This window comes from Arthrobacter sp. LFS091, assembly GCF_047977885.1.
Taxonomy (GTDB): domain Bacteria; phylum Actinomycetota; class Actinomycetes; order Actinomycetales; family Micrococcaceae; genus Arthrobacter.
Window position 1 is genome coordinate 67448 of record NZ_JBFPFP010000007.1, and the last position, 21394, is coordinate 88841.

16 protein-coding genes and 2 pseudogenes are annotated in these 21394 nt (G+C 62.0%); 8 read left to right on the plus strand and 10 right to left on the minus strand.

Annotated elements, in window-relative coordinates; translation table 11 throughout:
* From ACNQOP_RS14175 to ACNQOP_RS14185, 3 genes are all read right to left on the minus strand, one after another.
* Positions 1–681 carry a FadR/GntR family transcriptional regulator gene (locus ACNQOP_RS14175; protein ID WP_416404875.1) on the minus strand — a complete coding sequence of 227 codons (681 nt, stop codon included), beginning with the start codon at positions 679–681 and terminating at the stop codon, positions 1–3.
* Complete coding sequence (locus ACNQOP_RS14180) at positions 678–1967, minus strand: MFS transporter (protein ID WP_416404876.1); 1290 nt, start codon at positions 1965–1967, stop codon at positions 678–680. Before ACNQOP_RS14180 ends, ACNQOP_RS14175 begins: the two co-directional genes overlap by 4 nt.
* A gap of 67 nt (positions 1968–2034) precedes the next feature.
* The gene (locus ACNQOP_RS14185; RefSeq protein ID WP_416404878.1) at positions 2035–3477 is read right to left on the minus strand and encodes a PucR family transcriptional regulator; all 1443 of its coding nucleotides are present in this window, start codon (positions 3475–3477) and stop codon (positions 2035–2037) included.
* Between the two features lie 143 nt (positions 3478–3620).
* Between ACNQOP_RS14185 and ACNQOP_RS14190 the strand changes: the two genes are divergently transcribed.
* A complete protein-coding gene (locus ACNQOP_RS14190; RefSeq protein ID WP_235517220.1) occupies positions 3621–5051 on the plus strand; it encodes a gamma-aminobutyraldehyde dehydrogenase in 1431 nt (476 codons plus the stop codon).
* A gap of 56 nt (positions 5052–5107) precedes the next feature.
* On the plus strand, positions 5108–6463 hold the full coding sequence (gabT, locus tag ACNQOP_RS14195; protein WP_257370628.1) for a 4-aminobutyrate--2-oxoglutarate transaminase: 1356 nt from the start codon (positions 5108–5110) through the stop codon (positions 6461–6463).
* 172 nt (positions 6464–6635) lie between these two features.
* Here the strand turns inward: gabT and ACNQOP_RS14200 are convergent, their stop codons facing one another.
* Positions 6636–9041, minus strand: coding sequence for a polysaccharide lyase 8 family protein (locus ACNQOP_RS14200; RefSeq protein WP_416404879.1), 2406 nt, complete (start codon positions 9039–9041; stop codon positions 6636–6638).
* A gap of 155 nt (positions 9042–9196) precedes the next feature.
* Complete coding sequence (gene rarD / locus ACNQOP_RS14205) at positions 9197–10261, minus strand: EamA family transporter RarD (protein ID WP_416404880.1); 1065 nt, start codon at positions 10259–10261, stop codon at positions 9197–9199.
* Positions 10262–10377: 116 nt separating this feature from the next.
* Here rarD and ACNQOP_RS14210 point away from each other — a divergent pair, with 116 nt between their 5' ends.
* From ACNQOP_RS14210 to ACNQOP_RS14235, 6 genes and pseudogenes are all read left to right on the plus strand, one after another.
* Positions 10378–11829, plus strand: coding sequence for an FAD-dependent oxidoreductase (locus ACNQOP_RS14210; RefSeq protein WP_416404881.1), 1452 nt, complete (start codon positions 10378–10380; stop codon positions 11827–11829).
* Positions 11830–11950: 121 nt separating this feature from the next.
* Positions 11951–13299 (plus strand): annotated as a pseudogene (locus ACNQOP_RS14215) (GAF domain-containing protein).
* A gap of 96 nt (positions 13300–13395) precedes the next feature.
* A complete protein-coding gene (locus tag ACNQOP_RS14220) occupies positions 13396–14919 on the plus strand; it encodes an aldehyde dehydrogenase family protein (RefSeq protein WP_416404882.1) in 1524 nt (507 codons plus the stop codon).
* Between the two features lie 42 nt (positions 14920–14961).
* The gene (gene adhP / locus ACNQOP_RS14225) at positions 14962–15972 is read left to right on the plus strand and encodes an alcohol dehydrogenase AdhP (RefSeq protein WP_416405010.1); all 1011 of its coding nucleotides are present in this window, start codon (positions 14962–14964) and stop codon (positions 15970–15972) included.
* A complete protein-coding gene (locus ACNQOP_RS14230) occupies positions 15972–16388 on the plus strand; it encodes a DUF779 domain-containing protein (protein ID WP_257370622.1) in 417 nt (138 codons plus the stop codon). The genes adhP and ACNQOP_RS14230 overlap by 1 nt, the downstream gene beginning before the upstream one ends.
* A gap of 166 nt (positions 16389–16554) precedes the next feature.
* On the plus strand, positions 16555–18108 hold the full coding sequence (locus ACNQOP_RS14235) for an APC family permease (RefSeq protein ID WP_416404883.1): 1554 nt from the start codon (positions 16555–16557) through the stop codon (positions 18106–18108).
* 133 nt (positions 18109–18241) lie between these two features.
* Here the strand turns inward: ACNQOP_RS14235 and ACNQOP_RS14240 are convergent, their stop codons facing one another.
* The 5 genes and pseudogenes from ACNQOP_RS14240 to ACNQOP_RS14260 all read right to left on the minus strand — a co-directional run bounded on the left by ACNQOP_RS14240 (position 18242) and on the right by ACNQOP_RS14260 (position 20914).
* Positions 18242–18379, minus strand: a complete 138-nt coding sequence (locus tag ACNQOP_RS14240; RefSeq protein ID WP_416404884.1) for an IS3 family transposase — start codon at positions 18377–18379, stop codon at positions 18242–18244.
* Positions 18343–18636, minus strand: a complete 294-nt coding sequence (locus tag ACNQOP_RS14245) for a hypothetical protein (protein WP_416404885.1) — start codon at positions 18634–18636, stop codon at positions 18343–18345. The genes ACNQOP_RS14240 and ACNQOP_RS14245 overlap by 37 nt, the downstream gene beginning before the upstream one ends.
* Positions 18637–19307: 671 nt before the next feature.
* A complete protein-coding gene (locus ACNQOP_RS14250) occupies positions 19308–19721 on the minus strand; it encodes a hypothetical protein (protein WP_416404886.1) in 414 nt (137 codons plus the stop codon).
* Between the two features lie 17 nt (positions 19722–19738).
* Positions 19739–20149, minus strand: a pseudogene (locus ACNQOP_RS14255) (amidase domain-containing protein); the annotation flags it as partial.
* Between the two features lie 21 nt (positions 20150–20170).
* The gene (locus ACNQOP_RS14260) at positions 20171–20914 is read right to left on the minus strand and encodes a hypothetical protein (protein ID WP_416404887.1); all 744 of its coding nucleotides are present in this window, start codon (positions 20912–20914) and stop codon (positions 20171–20173) included.
* Positions 20915–21394: the final 480 nt, after the last annotated feature.

Here is a 21394-nt window from a genome sequence, read left to right on the forward strand (position 1 = left end):
TTACGGCTGGGCCTGGTCAGCGCAGAAGTCCAGGTTCCGGTACACACTGCTGACCGCAGCATCGGGATCATGGGCTTCCAGCGCATCCACCAACTCGTCATGCCCTTCGCGGGGAATGCCATTGAAGCCGCCCTTGCGCTGCTGGCGGAGGAGGTCGTTGTGGAAGACACCGCCGAACGAGACGTACAACTGGTGAAGCAGGGGGTTCCCGGAGGCCACGGCCACACGTTCGTGGAATTCCCAGTCGGCCGAGGCCCACGAGGGGTAGTCCTCGGCGAGCCACGCATCATGACGAAGGGCGAGGAGGCGGCGCATCTCTGCGATGTCCTCTGGTGTGGCATGCTTCGTGGCCAAACGGGCTGCCTGCGTGTCCAGGCCGAGCCGGACCTCCACAATGTGCTCTTGCGTGTGCTCCAAATACATCCGCTGGGCGGCGCCGGACATCTCGCTGTTCGCCCGGACGTACGTGCCGTCGCCGCGACGGACTTCCAACATCCCGGAGTGCGCCAGGGCTTTGATGGCTTCCCGAAGGGTGCCGCGGGAAACGCCCAGCGAGGCCATCAGCTCCGGTTCTGCAGGAATGCGTTCCTGCAGGGGCCACTCTCCGGACTTGATCATGTCCCGCAGCTTGGCCGTGATTTCCTCGGCCAAGGCTGGGCGATGCGAAGGGGTCAGGGTCATGCTGTCCTCGGTCCGGTCTTGGTGGCAGTGCGCTTGCTGGTGAGCATGTGGCAGGTAACCATGAGTGCCACCGCCACGATCGACAGCAGGCTCAGGGGCAGCACCCAGCCGCCGGTGGCGCTGTGGAGGAGTCCCATGCCAAAGGGGCCAACTGCCGCAATCAAGTATCCAAGCGATTGGGCGATGGTGGAGAGGGCGGTGGTTTCCGCCGTCGAACGTCCGCTGCGGCTGATGATCACCAGGACCAGCGGGAAGATGCCCAGGCCGAAACCGAACAGCACAGCCGGCACGACTGCCAGGGATGTGGGCAACCAGATCATGGCGGCGATGGCCAACAGCGTGGAGCTGCTGGCGAGGTACAGTGCTGGGCGCAGCATGCCCGGCCGGGAGCCGAACGCGAGCAGGATCATGCCAGCAGCGACGGAGACGAGCTGCATGACGCCGAACTGCAGGCCGCTTTCGGAAGCGCTGAGGCCCTGCGAGGTCAGGATGTAGGCGAACCAGCTCATCACGGCGTAGGCAAGGAAGGCCTGGAACGTGAAGATCGCGGTGATCAGGATGCCGAGGCGGGTGCGCAGGAGCGGCCACATGGAGACGCGGGCGCGCTCGGTCCGGGTGCTGTTGCGGTGCGTGTGCAGGACCATGGGCAGGAAGCCCAGGAGCGCGGCAACGCCCAGCAGGCCCCAAGCGGCCAGGCCCATCGAGGGAGAGCCGAGCTGTTGGGACAGGGGGACACTGACCGCTGCGGCGAAGGTGGCCCCGCCTGACATGGTGAAGGTGTAGAGGCCGGTCATCATGGACGTGCGCTCGGAGTAGTGCTCCCGGATGAACGACGGCATGGCTACGTTGCAGACGGCCAAGCCGGACATTGCCAGCACCGTTCCGCCCAGTAGGGCACCGGTCGCGGGAATACCCCGCACCAGCAAGCCAGCGGCGAGCAGTGCCAATGCGATGGCGATGGCCTTCTCGACACCTACGCGGCGGGTCAGCCACGAGGTTCCCATTCCGGCGACAGCGAAGCAGAGCAACGGGATGGACGGCAGGATGGACGCAACCAAGGCTCCGTAACCCAGGACCTGCTGGAGATCGTGGAACAAGGCGGCGGCGCTGGTGATCCCGGCGCGAAGGTTAAGGCCAATGAGCACCACGGCGATAATGCCGACGACGGCGACGACGCGCGTCTTTGGAACTGCCTGGCTCGCCGAAGTCACCGAACCAGCAGTGTCAGCGGGGCAGGTCGTAGGGATATTTCCTGTCGTGGGAGTCAAAGGGGTCGTCGCAGCCATAACTAAAGGTTAGACGTTTGACGTCTAATGTCCACACTTCTGTGGCGAACCTCTCCGTCCAGGGGGTCTACCTGGGGTTCCGCGAGCCCAGACGCTGGACGGCCAACGCCAGCCACAACTGCACGCGATCCTGCGTCTGGGAGGGGTCGTAGCCCGTGAGCTCGGTGATCTGCGCCAGCCGGTAGCGGACGGTGTTCCGGTGCAGCGTCAGGGCTTCGGCCACGGCTGCCACTGATCCGTTGTGGTTGAGGTAGCTCTCCAACGTGGCCACCAGCTCGGCTCCGTGGGCGGCATCGAACTTCCGGAGGGGAGTCAGCGATTCGCTCGCCATATCGGCAAGGGGCACATCCTCGCTGGCGAGCAACAAGGACGTCAGGCTTAGGCGTTCCGGTTCGTTGACCGGCAAGCCGTGCGCCACGGCGTCGCGCGCCTCAAAGTAGCTCCAGCGCAAGCCGTTCGGCTTCGTGTAGGCGCCACCGATTCCAATCACGGCATGGATGCCGGCTTCCTGCAGGTGATCGCTGAGGCTCTTGGCCAGCGCGGTGGCCGAACTGCCGTCGTCGCTGATGACCGTGACCAGGTCCTTCCCGACGACGGCGCTGACGCCGGCTTCCAGCGCTTGGGGGAGCGAGATGCTGACCAGTTGTTTGTGGTGCGCCGTGGACTCCGCCACCAACACCACGTTCTTCCGTGTGCTGTTGATGCCTACCCCTGCCAAGCGCCGGGCCGCTTCAATGGTTTCCAAGGTGCCGTGAATGACGTCGTCCAGCACCTGTCCCGCCATGGCCCGCTGCGACTGCCGCTGCTTGACCATGTTGTTGAGCTCCACGCTGATCAGGTTCTGCGCGTAACTCACAATCCCGGAGTCCACGAAAGGCTGCCGCAACCACAGCGTGCAGGCGTCCCTGCGGCCGGTGGGAATCGGGTACGACGCCCAGCCATCCGCCGTCGGCGCCGGTTTCCCAACCACGCTGTTGTAAAGCTGGGCACTGAACTGGGTGAGCACAACGTCGGTGCGGAGCATGCTGCCCAGCTGTTTGAGGAGTTCGTTGAGCCCGCCTCCGGTGAGGAGCGAGCGGGCCAGGATCTGGTGCCCGGCCAGGAGGCGTTCGAGGTTGGCATAGTGGTCCGCGGAGTGCGACTCGGCAACGAGTTTGCCGATGGCAATGAACGGGATCTCGTAGGGCACCTCCACCAGTGGCAGACCCCAACGGTTGGCCTCGGCGACCAGGGCCTCCGGGACGGACTCGTGGGTCAGGCCGATGCCGAAACCGATCCCGACCGCGCCGGCACGTTGGGCCTGCCGGACAAAACGGCGCTGGTCCGCGGCGCTCTTGAGGCGCAAGCCCGTGGTGAGGACCAACTCGCCACCGCTCAGGAAGCGCTGGGGATCCTCGAGCTCCGTTACCGCGACCCAGCTGATGTCCTGGTTAAGCGTGGTCTCAGCGAGGCCAGCCTGGCGGAGTTTGAGGGAGGGGACAGCGACGAGCGAAGCGAGGGACATGGCCATGGATTAAGGGTAACCCGGCGCTGGGCAAGCGCACTAAGGGAGGGGGTCGTCTGTGTGCAGCTGACTATTCCTTGGACCCCCTCCCTGGCATAGGCTCTGATCAGCTCAATCCATGCCCAGACACCGAAAGAGGGTTGCACGCCGTGGTTCAAACCTTGCAGAACTTCATCAATGGCGAATTCGTTACGCCGGCAGGTACGGGTCTCCTGGACATCGTCAATCCTGCCACCGGCGACATCGTTGCCAAGTCGCCCATTTCGGTCCAGGCCGACGTGGACGCCGCCATGACCGCTGCCAATGAAGCGTTCAAGTCGTGGAAGAAGGCCACCCCCGGCCAGCGCCAGCTCATGCTCCTCAAGCTCGCGGACGCAGTAGAGGCGCACAGCGACGAACTGGTCGAAGCTCAGCACCGCAACACCGGACAGGTCCGCTCCCTGATCGCCTCCGAGGAGATCGCGGCAGGCGCAGACCAGCTCCGCTTCTTCGCCGGTGCTGCACGCATCATGGAAGGCAAGTCCGCGGGCGAGTACTTCGAAGGCCACACTTCCTACGTGCGCCGCGAACCCATCGGCGTCGTGGCCCAGGTTGCGCCGTGGAACTACCCGTTCCTGATGGCCATCTGGAAGATCGGCCCCGCACTTGCTGCCGGTAACACGGTGGTCCTCAAGCCCTCCGACACCACGCCGGAATCCACCCTCGTCCTGGCCCGCCTCGCAGGCGAGATCTTCCCTGCCGGCGTCCTCAACGTCGTCCTCGGCACTGGAGAGACCGGCGCCATGATGGTTGACCACAAGGTCCCCGGCCTGGTGTCCATCACCGGTTCCGTCCGCGCCGGCATCGCCGTCGCCAGCGGCGCAGCCAAGGGCCTCAAGCGTGCCCACCTGGAACTTGGCGGCAAGGCCCCGGCTATCGTCTTCAAGGATGCCGACATCAAGAAGAGCGCAGCGGCCATCGCCGAGTTCGCTTTCTTCAACGCCGGCCAGGACTGCACCGCCATCACCCGCGTGCTGATCGAGGACTCGGTCCACGACGACGTTGTGGCAGCGATGGTGGAGCACACCAAGACCCTGCACACCGGCTCGCAGAACGACGAAGACAACTACTTCGGCCCGCTCAACAACGTGAACCACTTCAACGCCGTGACCTCCGTGGTGGAGCACCTCCCGGAGAACTGCAAGATCGAAACCGGTGGCCACCGTGCAGGCGAGAAGGGCTTCTTCTTCGAGCCCACCATCATCTCCGGCGCCAAGCAGAGCGACGACATCGTGCAGAAGGAAACCTTCGGACCGGTCATCACCGTCCAGAAGTTCAGCACTGAAGAAGAAGCGATCGAAATGGCCAATGACGTCGAGTACGCCTTGGCTTCCAGCGTCTGGACCACCGACCACGGAACGGCCATGCGCATGAGCCGCGACCTGGACTTCGGTGCAGTCTGGATCAACACCCACATCCTCCTCACGGCAGAGATGCCGCACGGTGGCTTCAAGCAGTCCGGCTACGGCAAGGACCTCTCCATGTACGGCGTGGAGGACTACACGCGCATCAAGCACGTGATGTCTGCATTGGATGCATGACACAGCCGCGTAGCGCGTCCGCCCCACCCGTACGAATTTCCCAGAAAGGCAAACCCATGACCACCACCGCGAACGAGCTCTCGTACCGCATCGAGCAGAAGCGCAACATCAACGGCACTTTCCCCGGCCCCAAGTCGCAGGCACTTGCCGAGCGTCGCGCCGCCGTCGTTGCTGCCGGCGTTGCTTCCGGCGTTCCCGTCTACGTTGAAGACGCCGACGGCGGCATCATCCGCGACGTCGACGGCAACTCCTTCATCGACCTCGGCTCCGGCATCGCCGTGACCAGCGTCGGCGCGTCCGATCCCGCCGTCGTCGCCGCCGTGCAGGAAGCTGCCGCACACTTCACGCACACCTGCTTCATGGTGACCCCGTACGAGGGTTACGTTGCAGTCGCCGAGCAGCTCAACCGCCTGACCCCGGGCGACCACGCCAAGCGCACCGTGCTGTTCAACTCCGGCGCTGAAGCTGTGGAGAACGCCGTCAAGGTTGCACGTCTGGCCACCGGCCGCGACGCCGTCGTAGCTTTCGACCACGCCTACCACGGCCGCACCAACCTGACCATGGCACTGACTGCCAAGGCCATGCCGTACAAGACCAACTTCGGCCCGTTCGCGCCCGAGGTCTACCGCATGCCCATGAGCTACCCGTTCCGTGAAGAGAACCCGGAGATCACCGGTGCCGAGGCCGCCAAGCGTGCCATCACCATGATCGAGAAGCAGATCGGTGGCGACCAGGTTGCCGCGATCATCATCGAGCCCATCCAGGGTGAAGGTGGCTTCATTGTTCCGGCCGAAGGCTTCCTGCCGGCACTGTCCGCATGGGCCAAGGAAAAGGGCATCGTGTTCATCGCCGATGAGGTCCAGTCCGGCTTCTGCCGCACGGGCGAATGGTTCGCCGTTGACCACGAAGGTGTTGTCCCGGACATCATCACCATGGCCAAGGGCATCGCCGGCGGCCTTCCGCTCTCGGCAATCACCGGTCGCGCGGACCTGCTCGACGCCGTTCACCCGGGCGGCCTCGGCGGCACCTACGGTGGCAACCCGGTAGCTTGTGCAGCAGCGCTGGCAGCCATCGACACCATGGAGCAGCACGACCTCAACGGCCGTGCCCGCCACATCGAAGAGCTGGCCCTGGGCAAGCTCCGCGAACTGGCAGCTGAAGTTTCCGTGGTTGGCGACGTCCGTGGTCGCGGCGCCATGCTGGCCATCGAACTGGTTCAGGCCGGCTCCAAGGAACCGAACGCCGAGCTCACCAAGGCTGTTGCGGCTGCTTGCCTCCAGGAAGGCGTCGTCATCCTGACCTGCGGCACCTACGGCAACGTCATCCGCCTGCTCCCGCCGCTGGTCATCAGCGACGAGCTGCTCATCGACGGCCTCGAGGTCCTCGCCGCAGCCATCAAGGCCCACGCGTAAGGGCTGTTTTCCAGCGCAAGAGGCGGGCCGGGGTTTTACTTCCCCGGCCCGCCTCTTTTGCGTTTCCACCATGGACCGAGTTCGTGGGAACCGCGCGAGTTCGCTGTCCAGCTCCGGACTGTTTGGCGCTCTTCCCACGATTTGGGCGCGGATTCACGACGGCGGTGCTTGCCTAGCTGCCCAGCGTCAGGTTCTTATGGTGGCCGTGTCCGTCGAGCTGGACCTCGATGGTGTTGCCGGCAGTGAGCACAGCACCGGCATCCGCCTGGACCACGGTGTTCCACGAGCCGGGAAGCGTCACACGCACCGAAGCCTGCGTCCGTGACGGGTCCGCCACGGACACCGTGAGGTTGTCACCGATCCTGCGTGCGGACACCGTGCATGGCCCGGATGCTGTGTATCCGCCCCCGGATGCTGCAGCGAAGAAGTTGGCCATGACCAGGCTGTCTTTGCCGGACTCAACCATCTGCACATCCGCCGAGTTGGCAAGAACTTTCACATCCGGGTTCGCCGACTGGGAGAACGTGGTCGAATGGTCGGCGGCAGGCAGGATCATGTAGGCGTAGCCCGATCCCGCAGGGTCAACGCCGTGGCGGTGCGTGATGGTCACATAGTCCCTCGTGACGGGATCCGTGCTTCCACCGGTGTCTGCACCTGAATTGATGTCGAACCAGGTCCCTGTCCGGCGCACCACCGCAACGTCGGGTGCCCCGGAAACGCCCGGAGCATCAAGGAAGACGTACCCGCCGTGGCCTTCAAGATGCACGGACCGTTTCAAGACCACGGGCGCTTCCCCGGGCGCCATCCGCCGGTTCCTGGAGTCTGTCCGGACCGCCGGGGCGGAATCTGTGGCGAAGGACCTGTTCTCAATGGTGGTCCGCACCGCAGCTCCGCCCGTTCCCGTGATGCCTGCGCCGAGGCAGACCACAGCGTCATCCAGGAAAAACCACGACTTACGGCCGGACAGGGTCTTGTTGTGGTTGAGGTGGTCCATGCCGATGACACCCCAGCGGCCGTCCACGGTAAGCCCGCCGGCAAAGGCCTGGAAGGCGCGGGGGATTCCGGTTCCTGCGGCCCCCGCCCCAGTGGCACGAACTTGGTCGTTAACGGTGGTGCCAGGAAGGGCATAGGGGTCCACAGTGGGCCAGAAATCAGCACTGAACTGGGACGGATCCTGCCGCGTGTAAAGGAACGTCATGCCATCGCCCTGGTACCAGCCGAGGTTGTTCTCGCTGTTGCCCCACTCATAGCGTCCAATCCGTTTGGAGGACAGGTTTACCGTGCAGCCCCAGTCCGGACGGTGGTGGACCAACCTGTCCTGGTCGGCGAACATCCGGCTGTAGACGGGAGCCGGTGCGGCAACCACTGCGGAATCAGAAAGCACTCCGAGGGACAGCAACGACTTTGCCAGGCTCTGGGTAGGATGCCCGACGAGCTTCTGGTCCGCGCAGCGTTCCAGCCAGCCTTTCGCCAGAGCCAGGAAGCGGGAACGGTACGGTTCGTCGCAACCAGGCGCCAGGAGAAGGACCGCTGAGATAAGACCGAAGCCGCTGACGTAGTCGGGTTCGCGCTGGCGGGAGACGGCGCGTCCGCGGATCGTGTCCATGATCCGCCCATCCCAGACGAAGGGGGCGTAGGTGTCCTCCACGGCATCAAGGAGCACCGAACGTTTGGGATCATTGACGGCCCAGCTGCTTCCCCCGAGCATCGCGATGATCTCGGCGATCCCAGCCAAAGCCACCACACCGTAGGTTCCTGCGTAGGGCAGATAGGAGTGCTGGACATAGGAGCCGTCCGCGTAGAAGCCGTCGCCGCTGGTGACATAGGTGAAGACACTGTTGGTTCCGCCGCGTACGGTATCGCTCAGGGCGTCGCGGCCCGGGGCGATCTCGTCCGGTCTGTTATCCAGGATCCCCCGCATGCAGCAGGCCAACGACTTGTCGACGCGGTTGGCGCCCGTCTCTGCCAGGGACGTAGCGCGGCCGCGCCAGTTCGGGTTGGGTGCGAACCAACGGACAGCTGCCAACAGGGAGGTCCGCAATGCTTCGGGAACTTCGGCATGAAGAAGCGTCAGGATGTCGACGGCTTTGCGCGGGACGCCGATCTCCCAGAACCACCAGTTGCCCGCTGCCTTGATGGACGGCTTGTACGCAGTGTCATTCAGGAGTTGCAGGCCGGCAACGATGTCCGCGGCCAGGTTCGCGTTGCCGGCGCAGGGGTTGCCTGGGACTGCGTATCCGAGGGCCATGTCGTAGAGGCGGTTGAAGTGCAGGCCCATGTTTCCGGTAGCGGCAGTGGACTGACCGATGCCAGTCAGCGGAATGTCGGCCCACAATGCTGTCCGGGAGGATGCCTTGTCCATGGAGGACCACCATTTCTCGGTGGTCTGGCCCATGCCTGCAAGCTGCGAGGCCAATTCCGGGATACCCGCTGCGCTCTGTTCACCCGTGAGGACCAGCCGCCGTCGGTCGATGAGTTCCTGCAGCCCGGAAGCCGCAAAAGAAGGTCCAGCCTGGGAAAGCATGACGCCGGCAAGGGCGGCCGCCCCTCCGGCGCGGAAAAGGGTCCTGCGGCTCACTGGGGGTCCATTGAAGTTCAAAACTGCTCCGTTCAAAACTGCTGGGTGCGGGGAGTGGACATTGCGGTAAAAGTTTCCGCAACTGTATGTCCGACTCCCGGGCCCCTCAGCAGAAATGAACAAAAGTGCTCATGGCTCCCGGATAGCGGAATCCCTTACGGGTGCGACGCCTCGAGCCGGGCTTTCTTCTTGAGCACGGAGTTTTTCCGCGTCGTCCGGAGCATGTCGATGGTCAGGAGAACCAGGGCGAGCCACACCACGCAGAAACCGATCCAGCGGGCCGTGGTCATGGTCTCGTTGAAGACTGTCAGGGCAACGATGAACTGGAGGACCGGGGCGAAGTATTGGAGCAGGCCGATGGTGGTCATGGGCAAACGGCGGGCCGAAGCACCAAAGAAGAGCAGGGGGACGGCCGTGATGACGCCCGATGCCACCAGCAACCAGAAGTGTCCGGCGCCGTGGGTGGTCAATGTTGCGGCCCCCGATACGCCGAGGACCACCATGGTGATCGCGGCGAACGGGGCCAGCACCACCGTTTCAACCGACAGACTCGTGAGCGCGTCAACCTTGGGTCCTACGCGCTTTTTCACGAAGCCGTACAAGCCGAAACTGAAGGCAAGGATCAGGGCGATCCAGGGAAGCTGTCCGTAGGAGAATGTCAGGACGCCCACCGCGACGAAGCCAATACCTACCGCCGCCCACTGGAGGGGACGCAGTTTTTCCTTCAGGACGAAGACGCCCAGCAGGACCGAGACCAGCGGGTTGATGAAGTACCCCAGGGACGTTTCGACGGCGTGTCCCGTGGTCACGCCGAAGGTGTAGGTGAGCCAGTTGATGGCGATCAGGCCGGCGGCCAACGCCAAAGGACCAAAGACGGACCGGTCTTTGACTGCGGCACCGAAGACGCGCCACGCGCGGGTAATGGTGATAAGCAGCGCGCAGAAGATCAACGACCAGACAACCCGGTTGGCGACGATTTCCACGGCACTGGCCGGCATGAGAATGAAGAAATAGAGCGGGAGCAGACCCCACAGCCCGTACGCGCCAATGCCGAACAGGACGCCCGCCGTCGATTCGCTCCTTACCGGTTTACCGGCGTTGCCGGTACCGCCGCCCTTGCCAGCCGCCGTCGTTGACGTAGTTGTTGAGGAGCTTGAGATGATCTGATCCGGAGTCGACACAATGTCGCAAACACCGTTCATAGGCGCAATATTCCGCAATCTTTATGAATTTCTGTGACTCCTGCCATATAAGCGGCTTGGCGTAGGGTCGACATCTAGAATTGAACCCTGCGCGCCCACCAACGGCGCGGCTCACTGCTTCGGAAGGGCTTACGGTGCCAAATTCAGCCGCAACCAATCGTCCGTTACGCGTTGCCATTGTTGGCGCTGGCCCGGCGGGTGTCTACGCCGCGGATATTCTGACCAAGTCCAACGAGGTCAAGGACGGCGAGGTTGAGGTCAGCATCGATCTCTTCGAGGCATACCCCGCACCGTACGGTCTGATCCGCTACGGAGTTGCCCCCGATCACCCCCGGATCAAGGGCATCGTCAACGCCCTGCACAAGGTGTTGGACCGCGGCGATATCCGCTTCCTGGGCAACGTGACCTACGGCCGGGACCTGACTCTCCATGATTTCCGGGCGTTCTACGATGCCGTGATTTTCTCGACGGGTGCCATCAAGGATGCGGACCTGAACATTCCCGGCGTTCACCTGGACGGTTCCTTCGGCGGCGCAGATTTCGTGTCCTGGTACGACGGCCATCCTGATGTTCCCCGCGAATGGCCCTTGGATGCCAAGGAGATCGCGGTCATCGGTAACGGCAACGTGGCCCTGGACGTTGCCCGCATGCTGGTCAAGCACCCGGAAGAGCTGTTGGTCACCGAGATTCCGGACAATGTTTACGCCGGGCTCAAAAAATCGCCTGTCACCGACGTCCACGTGTTCGGGCGCCGAGGTCCTGCACAAGTGAAATTCACCCCGTTGGAACTGCGGGAGCTTTCACACTGCAAGGACGTTGACATCGTGCTTTACCCGGAGGACTTCGAATTCGACGAAGCCTCCGATGAAGCCATCCGCACCAACAACCAGATCAAGACCATGGTCAACACCATGACCAACTGGCTTGTGGAGGAGCACGCCGAGTCCGAGCAACCCTCCTCGCGACGCCTTCACCTGCACTTCCTGCACAGCCCTGTGGAAATCCTGGACTCATCTGAGACTCCAGGCAAGGTGTCCGGAATCAAGTTTGAGCGCATGGAGCTCGATGGCACCGGCAACGTCAAGGGCACGGGCGAGTTCATCGAGTACCCGGTCCAGTCTGTTTACCGCGCCATCGGCTACCACGGCTCGCCGTTGGAGGAACTTGAGTACGACGACCGCCGCGGTGTCATCCCGAACGACGGCGGTCGGGTCCTGGATGCGGACGGTAACCACGTCCCGGGTATCTACGCCACCGGCTGGATCAAACGCGGTCCCGTAGGCCTCATCGGCCACACCAAGGGAGATGCGCTGGAGACCATCGGCTTCCTCCTTGAAGACCGGCTCACGCTGCCCCCGGCGGAAAACCCCGACCCGCAGGCCATCATCGACCTCCTTGAAGAGCGCGGGATCGAATACACGACGTGGGAGGGTTGGAACCGGCTGGATGCCCATGAGGCCGCGTTGGGCGCGTCATGGAGCGAAGCCGCAGCCGCGGCTGCCGGTGATGGTTCGGGCGACGGCGTGGTCCGCGAGCGCATCAAGGTGGTCCCGCGCGAGGAGATGGTCCGGATTTCGCGCGGCTGACCCTGGAGTTTTTGTCCACTTGGCCGCTCCGAGGGCGTTGGCTGTACAAAAACTCCGGCTCCCGAACTAGACTGCTGGGTACTGTGCCGCCCACCACATGCACGGTACCCAGGGGAGTTCGATGAGGAATCCAATCCATCCGCCGGTTCCAGGCGACACCGCGGAATTGGTGCAGAGGCGTGCGCTGGCAGGCCATGAGCGCCTGAATCGCAGCGGCCTCCTGGACGATGAAGGCACGTTGGCCTGCGTCGCCTGGTTCGTGAGTCCTGGCAGCGGTCTGCGACCCTGCAAGCCAATCCGGACGTCGCCGAGGCGCCCCTTGCGATGGACAGGGACGAACTCGAGGAGTATCGCAGGCAGCATCCGTTGGCTGCGATCATGCCGGTGATCAAGAAGCTCCTGGTCCAACCCAGCCATGACAGTGGTTTGTTGGTAGCGGTAGGCGACGATGTCGGGCGGCTCCTGTGGGTTGACGGCGACCCCGTGATGCAGCGCCGCGCCGAGGGCATGATGTTCGTGGCCGGCGCTGACTGGTCCGAAGCCTCCGTTGGGACCAGCGCCCCCGGAACTGCCTTGGCCCTGGACCGCAGCATCCAGATCTCCGGTGCCGAACATTTCAAACGGTCCGTTCACCCGTGGAGTTGTACAGCCGTGCCGTTCCATGACCCTGATTCCGGTGCCGTGCTGGGCGTCGTGGACATTACCGGTACGGAAACAGCAGTGGCGCCGCACACCCTGTCCCTGGTGGAGGCAACCGTTGCTGCGGCCCAGGCACAGTTGCGCATCGAGCGGCTCCAACTCGCCGCAGCCATTCGAGACAAACCACGACGTCGGAGCGCGTCTTCAACGTCGACCCAAGCCACTGGTGCGCTGTACCGGAACAGCTTGCAATTGTTGGGTCGCGATCAGGCGTTGCTGAGCATTGATGGCCGAACCGTCTCCCTGTCAGCACGGCACAGTGAAATCCTGGCGATCCTCGGCAACCACCCTTCCGGCCTGAGCGCTGACGATCTCTGCGCCCAGTTGTACCCAGGAGACGGTTCTGCCGTGACGCTGCGCGCCGAGATGGTGCGGCTGCGCAAGGTCCTCCACGGGCTCAGCCCCGATGCTGTTCCCGAATCCCGTCCCTACCGCTTGCCCGTGGAATTGCTGCCCGACTCCGGACAGGTCCTCAGCTGCCTCCAACGCGGCGCCCACCGCATCGCCTTGGAAATCTACAAAGGTGCTGTCCTTCCGCGGTCGGAGGCACCCGGCGTCGTGCAGTTGCGTGAGCGGGTATCGCACTTGCTGCGCGAAGCGCTGCTCAGCGACGGCAGCGTCGATTCGCTCCTCAAGTACGCGGAGTTGCCTGAGGCGAAGTACGACGTCGACCTCCGCCTGGCCGTGCTGAAGCTGCTGCCGCCCCGCTCACCCAAGCGGGCCGCCGTCGTGGCCGACCTTGAACGGATCGACACTGAACTTTCTGCGTGAGCTGAATCACAGGGTTGCAACGTAGCTGCAACCTCATCGCTCCTAGGCTCGGATCAATGGCGACAGCCACCGTGATTCGCAGCAAAGGAGCTAGCAATGACTGTTTACGCACAGCCGGGTACCGAGGGTTCGAAGGTCACCTTCAAGGACCGCTACGAGAACTGGATCGGCGGCGAGTGGGTTGCCCCCGTCAAGGGCGGCTACTTCGAGAACATCACCCCCGTCACGGGCAAGGCCTTCTGCGAAGTTGCCCGCGGAACCTCCGAGGACATCGAGCTTGCGCTCGACGCCGCCCACAAGGTTGCACCGTCCTGGGGCAAGACCTCCGCCACTGAGCGCGCAGCGATCCTGAACAAGATCGCCGACCGTATTGACGAGAATGTGGAGCTTCTTGCGGTCGCAGAGACGTGGGACAACGGCAAGCCCGTCCGCGAGACCCTGAACGCCGACATTCCGCTGGCAGCGGACCACTTCCGCTACTTCGCCTCTGCCGTGCGAGCACAGGAAGGTCACCTCTCCCAGCTGGATGAGGACACCACGGCTTACCACTTCAAGGAGCCGCTGGGAGTTGTTGGCCAGATCATCCCGTGGAACTTCCCCATCCTCATGGCTGTTTGGAAGCTGGCCCCGGCGCTCGCGGCCGGAAACGCCGTGGTGCTCAAGCCCGCCGAGCAGACGCCGACGTCCATCCTGGTCCTGATGGAGCTCATTGGCGATCTCCTTCCGGCCGGTGTGGTGAACGTGGTCAACGGCTTCGGAGTGGAGGCCGGCAAGCCGCTCGCTTCCAGTTCCCGGATCCGCAAGATCGCCTTCACGGGCGAGACCACCACGGGCCGTCTCATCAGCCAGTACGCGTCCAACAACCTGATCCCGGTCACCCTGGAACTTGGCGGCAAGAGCCCCAACATCTTCTTCGACGACGTCGCCGACCAGAACGACGCCTTCTACGACAAGGCGCAGGAGGGCTTCACGCTCTTCGCGTTCAACCAGGGCGAAGTCTGCACCTGCCCTTCCCGGGCCCTGGTCCAGGAAGGTATCTACGACTCCTTCATGGCCGACGTCACGGCCCGGACCAACAGGATCATCCAGGGCAACCCGTTGGATACGGATACCCAGGTCGGCGCCCAGGCCTCCAACGACCAGCTGGAGAAGATCCTGTCCTACATCGACATCGGAAAGCAGGAAGGCGCCAAGATCCTCACCGGCGGCGCCCGAGCCGAACTGGACGGTGACTTCGCCGGGGGCTACTACGTCCAGCCCACCATTTTCGAAGGCCACAACCGCATGCGCATCTTCCAGGAGGAGATCTTCGGCCCAGTGGTGTCAGTGACCAAGTTCAGCGACTACAACGACGCCATCGGCATCGCCAACGACACGCTCTATGGCTTGGGCGCCGGCGTCTGGTCGCGCAATGGAAACGTCGCCTACCGCGCAGGCCGGGAAATCCAGGCCGGCCGAGTGTGGGTCAACAACTACCACGCCTACCCGGCAGGGGCTGCGTTCGGCGGCTACAAGTCCTCAGGTATTGGCCGTGAGAACCACGCCATGATGCTGGACCACTACCAGCAGACCAAGAACCTCCTGGTCAGCTACAACGAGAACAAGCTCGGCTTCTTCTAAACCGTCTTGTCTACCGATCAAAGGAGATCGTCAATGAGCACCATGCAAGCTGCAGTCGTCACCAAGTTCGGTACCGACCTCGAGATCAAGGAAGTGGAAAGGCCGACGCCGGGTCCCGGCCAGGCGCTGGTCCGCCTCATCACATCGGGGGTATGTCATACCGACCTGCACGCCGCCGAAGGCGACTGGCCGGTCAAGCCGACGCCACCGTTTATCCCAGGCCATGAAGGTGTGGGGGAAGTAGTGTCCCTCGGTGAGGGCGTCACGGATGTTGCTGTCGGCGACCTGGTGGGCAACGCCTGGCTCTGGTCCGCGTGCGGCGACTGCCAGTATTGCCGCACCGGCTGGGAGACCTTGTGCGAGTCACAGCAGAACGGTGGCTATAGCGTTGATGGCTCGTTCGGTGAGTACATGCTGGTGGACACCAGGTTCGCAGCGCGCATCCCGGAGGGTTCGGATCCCGTGGAAGTGGCGCCTGTACTGTGCGCCGGCGTCACGGTGTACAAGGGTTTGAAGATGACGGAGACCAGGCCCGGCCAGTGGGTCACCATCTCGGGCATTGGCGGACTCGGGCACATCGCTGTCCAGTACGCCGTGGCCATGGGGCTGCGCGTGGCAGCCGTGGACATCGCCGACGACAAGCTGGCGCTCGCCAAGGAACACGGCGCAGAGCTGACGGTCAACGCACTGCATGAGGACCCGGCCGAGGTCATCCAACGGGAAACCGGTGGCTGTCACGGCGTGCTGGTCACGGCCGTTCACCCCTCGGCCTTCGGCCAGGCGATTGGCATGGCGCGTCGCGGCGGGACGATCGTGTTCAATGGGTTGCCGCCGGGGGATTTCCCGGCGCCGATCTTCGAGATCGTCCTAAAGGGCCTCACCGTTCGCGGTTCAATCGTCGGCACGAGGCAGGATCTCGAGGAAGCACTCGAATTCTATGCCCAGGGAAAGATTACGCCGACGGTCTCCACCCGTGAGCTCTCCGAGGTCAACGCGGTCTTTGACGAAATGAAGCACGCCAAGATCGATGGCCGAGTGGTGCTGAAGTTCTGATGAACAACACCAGCTTGGAAGCTGCGGTGACGCTGCCGGGGGAAGACTTTTCCCGGGTGGCGCTCACCGCAGCGTCCGTGGAACTGCTGCGGAAGCTATGGGAGCAGCACGGCCCGCTGATGTTCCACCAGTCCGGTGGTTGCTGCGACGGTTCCGCCCCCATGTGCTACCCGGCCGGGGAATTCCTGACCGGGGATTCCGATGTCCTGCTGGGCCGGTTCGACATCGGGTCCGATGGGCAAGCGCAACCTTTGGAGTTCTGGATGTCCAAGGAGCAGTTCGCCTACTGGTCCCACACCCATCTCACCGTGGATGTGGTTCCGGGACGGGGTAGTGGGTTCTCCGTTGAGTCTCCCGAAGGGAAGCGGTTCCTGATCCGCTCAACGCTCATGGACTGGGACGTTCCGAGCAATTAGGTGGTTGGGCTGGTGTGACGGAGGCTACCCGCATTCGTCACACCAGTCACAGCAGTCACGCTGATTCGGTGGTCGTCTCACTATCTGGGATAAATATGGTCGTCCATTGGCCGGACACTATCCTTGATGAGTCCTATACCACTCCCATCCAGAATGTGGCATTTTTATGAACATTTTCAGGACCAAGTCGATCGAGCAGTCGATCGCTGATGCCGACGAACCCGGGCGCAAGCTGAAACGCAGCCTCAGCACCTGGGACCTCATGATCATGGGTGTCGCCGTAGCCGTCGGCGCCGGCATCTTCTCCGTTGGCGCGAAAGCCGCCGCAAACTTTGCAGGCCCGGCCGTCACCATCTCCTTTGCTATCGCCGCCGTCACCTGTGCCCTGGCCATCATGTGCTACGCAGAATTCGCTACAGCCATCCCCGTGGCAGGCTCAGCGTACGTTTTTACCTACGCCACCATGGGCGAAGTCCTCGCGTGGATCATCGGCTGGAACCTCATCCTTGAGCTGTTCACCGCCGCTGCCGTTATCGCGAAGTACTGGGGAATTTACCTCAGCACCGTCTTTGGCCTGATGGGTGTGGACATGCCGCCGTCAGTGAGCGTTGGCGGCGTTGATCTTTACTGGGGCGCTTTCCTTATTGTCGCGATCTTCACCGTGCTGCTGGTGCTGGGGACAAAGTTGTCCGCACGCGTCGGCAACGTCTTCACGCTGATCAAGATCGCAGTGGTGCTCTTCGTGATCGTTGTTGGCTTCAGCTATGTGAAGTTCTCCAACTACACGCCGTTCGTCCCGGCCTCGCAGCCCACTGATTCCGGAGCTGCCGATGTCATGAAGCAGTCCTTCTTCGGCTTCCTTACCGGTGCTGCTCCAGCGCAGTACGGGACCTTGGGTGTCTTCGCCGGTGCAGCCCTGGTGTTCTTCGCCTTCATCGGCTTTGACGTGGTGGCAACCTCCGCCGAAGAGGTCAAGAACCCGCAGAAGACCCTGCCGCGCGGCATCTTCGGTGGCCTGGCCGTTGTTACTTTGCTGTACATCCTGGTCTCCCTGGCGCTTACCGGCATGGTCTCCTACACGCAACTGGCAGAGGTCAAGAACCCCACCCTGACCACAGCCTTCGAGGCCGTCGGCAACACGGATGCAGCCAAGGTCATTGCGTTCGGCTCCCTGGTTGGCCTCACCACCGTGATCATGGTGCTCCTCATGGGCCTGTCCCGTGTGGTCCTGGCCATGAGCCGCGACGGACTCCTGCCACGCTCGCTGTCCAAGACCAGCGAAAAGCGCTCGACGCCGGCCCGTCTGCAGATCATCTGCGGTGCTGCAGTGGCCGTTGTTGCAGGCGTGACCAAAGTGGATCTTCTCGAGGAAATGATCAACATCGGAACGCTGTCCGCGTTCGTGATGGTGAGTCTTGGCATCCTGGTGCTCCGCAAGAAGCGCCCGGACCTCAAGCCTGCGTTCCGTGTCCCTCTCGGCAAGGTCATCCCCTGGGTCTCCGCAGTACTCTGCCTTTACCTGATGACCAACCTGGCTGTTGAAACCTGGATCTTCTTCGCGATCTGGCTGGTTATCGGCATGGTCATCTACTTCGCATACGGCCAGCGCCACTCACGCCTCAACGAGAGGTTCGCTTCTGCCAAGGCCTCCGTCAACGGTGTTCCCGAAAGCCGCCAGGCCAAGGGCGATGAGGACGAAGACACCTTCACCAAGGTTTAGACCAATGTGAGTAGCTTGTCGGACAGCTGAGCTATATTGCAGTAAAAGGCGTCTGGGAACCATCGTGAACTGGGTCCGGTATTGAACTGGGCTCAGGCCCTTTGAGGTTTGTCGAGTTTCGTCTGGTCTTGTACTAGTGGATGTAGTCGTCTAAATGGGTGGCTAGTGCTTCCGTGCTGATGAACCGTACGTCGCGGAACATCTCTTCTTTGGGGTGGCGGAAGAAGTTCTCCATCACCGCGTTGTCGCAGCAGTTGCTCTCGCGAGACATGGATTGGACCGCTCCGGTGCCTTTGAGGAGAGCGAGCCAGGAAGCGTGCCGGTTTTGGAATCCTTGGTCCGAAATGAACGAGTGGGTACTGATCGGGTTCTAAGCAGGTCAGGGCCCTCGCGGAGCGATGCATTGGTGAGGTCCAGGTTCGGGGACGTGCCGATGGTGTGGGAGATGATTTGCCGATCGAAGAGATCCATGACTGGTGAGAGGTAGAGTTTCCGGTCCCCGACGCTGAATTCGGTCACGTCCGTCACCCATTTCTGGTTCGGGGCGGTGACATTGAGCGCCTCCCGCCGGTCAGGGGAAAGAAAGCGGGCCTGGTGATTGAAGAACGTCGATCGGGCCAGACCGGCGACCTGCAGCAGAACCGGCCGCGGGCCTTGACGGCTTGGACCTTCACCGCTCCTTTTGAACCTTCAAGGCCCATAATTTTCCCAATTGCGCCATTTCGGCCGCAACGTCCGAGCCCTCGCGACGATACGCATGCACCCACCTTCAAAACAGGACAGGCGACGACGAGTCAGCCTCCGCTGCCAGATCCTGTGCACTCTCGCCCGCCAGGAGCCGTTAGACCAACGCGAGCTTGAAGTCGAAAGAAAATGACTGTTTCGACGGCTTGGTCAACAGCGCTCCTTGCCCACGAATCCTTTACTTCAGTTGCAGACTCTTGACCGGCCAGTGGGACACACCCAGCCGATTGGCTGTCGCCGTATCCGCAAGACACTTCTCCAACCACGCTACAGCGGTCTCGCGCTGGACCTCATGCAACGAACTCTGCGAATGCAAAACTGCTCCCGGAAGTCAGAACTGAATTCTCAAATCCAACTTCCGGGGAGCAGTTCAATGGGCTTCCCGGGTTCTTCTCTTTACTGCCCTAGTTGCCGCTCTTTGAACGCCGTTGTAGAGCGGAATGTGCCAGTGCGGACTACGGTGTTGCGGCGGGTGATTTCGGTGGGCCAGCCGTTCCTAGTGCCAGCTGCCATCGTGACTCATGCCAGTCGAGCTCGAAGGTGAGATCATCGCCTTCGCTATCGCTGGCTGTCACCAGATAGTTGTCAGGTGCTCCGTGATGTTCCTGGTACTGGATCTCGTATCCGCTGGATTCAAGAGCCTGGGCTTTGGTGATGAGTTCGTTGGCTCCGGCCTCTCTTTCTTGCATGTCGACAAGCGCGAGTTCCAAGAGCTTCTTTTGATCACCATTCTTTGCAGCGCTAATAACAGTTTCGGCTGTGGAATTGCGTTGTCCCATGTCTGGGTCGAAAGTTCTGTCACAACCGCCGAGCACCAGGCCGAAAATGCAGAGCAATATGACAAAAAATGTCCGTCCTAGATTGTGCATGGTATTTAGCTTAGCTCTTAGGTCCGGAGGCCGTACCAGGTTGCGTATGGGAATGACGAATAAAGATTCCAGATACTCCTGTTGAGGGTATCGGTGGTGTGATAGCTAACGCGGATGTCACGAGTACCCGCACTCCACGGGGAGTACGTCACGAACATGGAATGGTCGACATCAGGCGTACCTTCAGGCCAATGCACCTGCAATACGTCCGCAGGACCAAGGTCATTTAGGTAGCTCAGGTAGCTGACCCGGCCTTGGCCGACTGCAAAGTTGTGGAAGTTTTGGGCACCCACCCATGAATACGTTTGATTAGCGAACGTGTACCACCAGCTGCTGTCGTAGGTATACCAACCTCCTTGGTCGGCCCACCCTCCCGCTTTCAGCGACTGGGAGACAAAGTTTTGGCAGTCGTTGCCGAAAGATCGGTAAGCGCCGTTGCGGCCAAGTGCTCAGTTGAGGGCGTAGTTGGTCATGGCCGTGTAGTTGTACCCTGCGGCCAGTGTGACTTCCTGGTCCGACTTGGGGCCTGCACCCGGCTTCGTCTGGGGTACATGGGAGTTAGGTGCTGACGCCTTCGCCTCAGTGGCTACCTGGCCCGGTCCTAGGATAAGGGGCTTTCGGGCCCCGGGAGCCGGGGCCAATTGTGCCGCGCTGACTACTGTTGAAGGTGGTACGCCGCCTTCATTCTTAGGTTTGACCGAGTCGATTGTCCATCCGGAGTCCGTCTTTGTGAACTCCACAATCTGTTCGTACCTGTAGCTCTCCGGCGGTCCTCCCGTTGTGTAGGTCAAATCTGTTCGTTCGGTGATTTCCGCGGTGGCTCTTTCGGCTTCGAACTTGAAGCTTTCTGATTCGAAGGTTGTAATGACTGAAGAATAGCCCTGTCCGTATGCAGCCAGTCGGGCCTTCCGGGCTTTCAGTTCGTCGTAGTCCGCGGCCACCTTGGCCTTGGACTTCGCGCTAAACCGCTGCAGCTGTATCCGAGATGAGGAGATGGCAGGGTCGCTAAGGATCTGCTGGTTTCTCTCGATGATGACAGCCTTTAGAGTTGCGGATAGTTCCCCAATGTCAGCTGGCGGCTGCGAAACCTGCTCCGTTGCGGCAAACGCAGTATTTGGCTGAAAAGCAGTAAGCACGACTCCGATGGCTACGAAGGTTGCGCTTAGATTTCTGGTTCTTCGCGTGGTACTCACATCCACGTCCTTTCAAACGATCATGCTAGAGCGCCTCCCCCAATTGAAAGGCTGAGTGCAAAATACCCCTTATTGACTTTGGAAACAACAGTTATTACAAATAACTTTACTAACTGATTGATGTACAAAACACGCAGGCGTCTTACCTTTTTTGGGCGAACGGAGCATTCTGTTTGCGCGACAGATCTTCCTTTGACGCGGGTCCGGTGCTCAGTCCTGCAGAGCGTCGACCTCGATGTTCTCACCCAGAGGTGGGTGAGCGTGGGCTTGACGGGTCGAGAGACAACCGATCCTGGGAGTTGACGACGGCTGGCTACCTATGCCGGTGTCACTACTAAGGGAGGGCGGCCGCTGATCCGGACATGGACTTATGTCGGGGGCGGGGAAAAGTACCGCTGTTTATGACCGAGGTCCGCAGGCAGCAAAACAAACAATTGGGGAAGTTGCCCTTGGGTCGACTTTGAAACCCGTCCAGGGGAG

Bases quoted from the DNA above. Each gene is read 5' to 3' on its own strand.
- ACNQOP_RS14185 (WP_416404878.1), bottom strand. From the start codon at position 3,477: ATGGCCATGTCCCTCGCTTCGCTCGTCGCTGTCCCCTCCCTCAAACTC.
- gabT (WP_257370628.1), top strand. From the start codon at position 5,108: ATGACCACCACCGCGAACGAGCTCTCGTACCGCATCGAGCAGAAGCGC.
- ACNQOP_RS14230 (WP_257370622.1), top strand. From the start codon at position 15,972: ATGAACAACACCAGCTTGGAAGCTGCGGTGACGCTGCCGGGGGAAGAC.
- ACNQOP_RS14235 (WP_416404883.1), top strand. From the start codon at position 16,555: ATGAACATTTTCAGGACCAAGTCGATCGAGCAGTCGATCGCTGATGCC.
- adhP (WP_416405010.1), top strand. From the start codon at position 14,962: ATGCAAGCTGCAGTCGTCACCAAGTTCGGTACCGACCTCGAGATCAAG.
- ACNQOP_RS14175 (WP_416404875.1), bottom strand. From the start codon at position 681: ATGACCCTGACCCCTTCGCATCGCCCAGCCTTGGCCGAGGAAATCACG.
- ACNQOP_RS14220 (WP_416404882.1), top strand. From the start codon at position 13,396: ATGACTGTTTACGCACAGCCGGGTACCGAGGGTTCGAAGGTCACCTTC.
- ACNQOP_RS14180 (WP_416404876.1), bottom strand. From the start codon at position 1,967: ATGGCTGCGACGACCCCTTTGACTCCCACGACAGGAAATATCCCTACG.
- ACNQOP_RS14250 (WP_416404886.1), bottom strand. From the start codon at position 19,721: ATGCACAATCTAGGACGGACATTTTTTGTCATATTGCTCTGCATTTTC.
- ACNQOP_RS14240 (WP_416404884.1), bottom strand. From the start codon at position 18,379: ATGTCTCGCGAGAGCAACTGCTGCGACAACGCGGTGATGGAGAACTTC.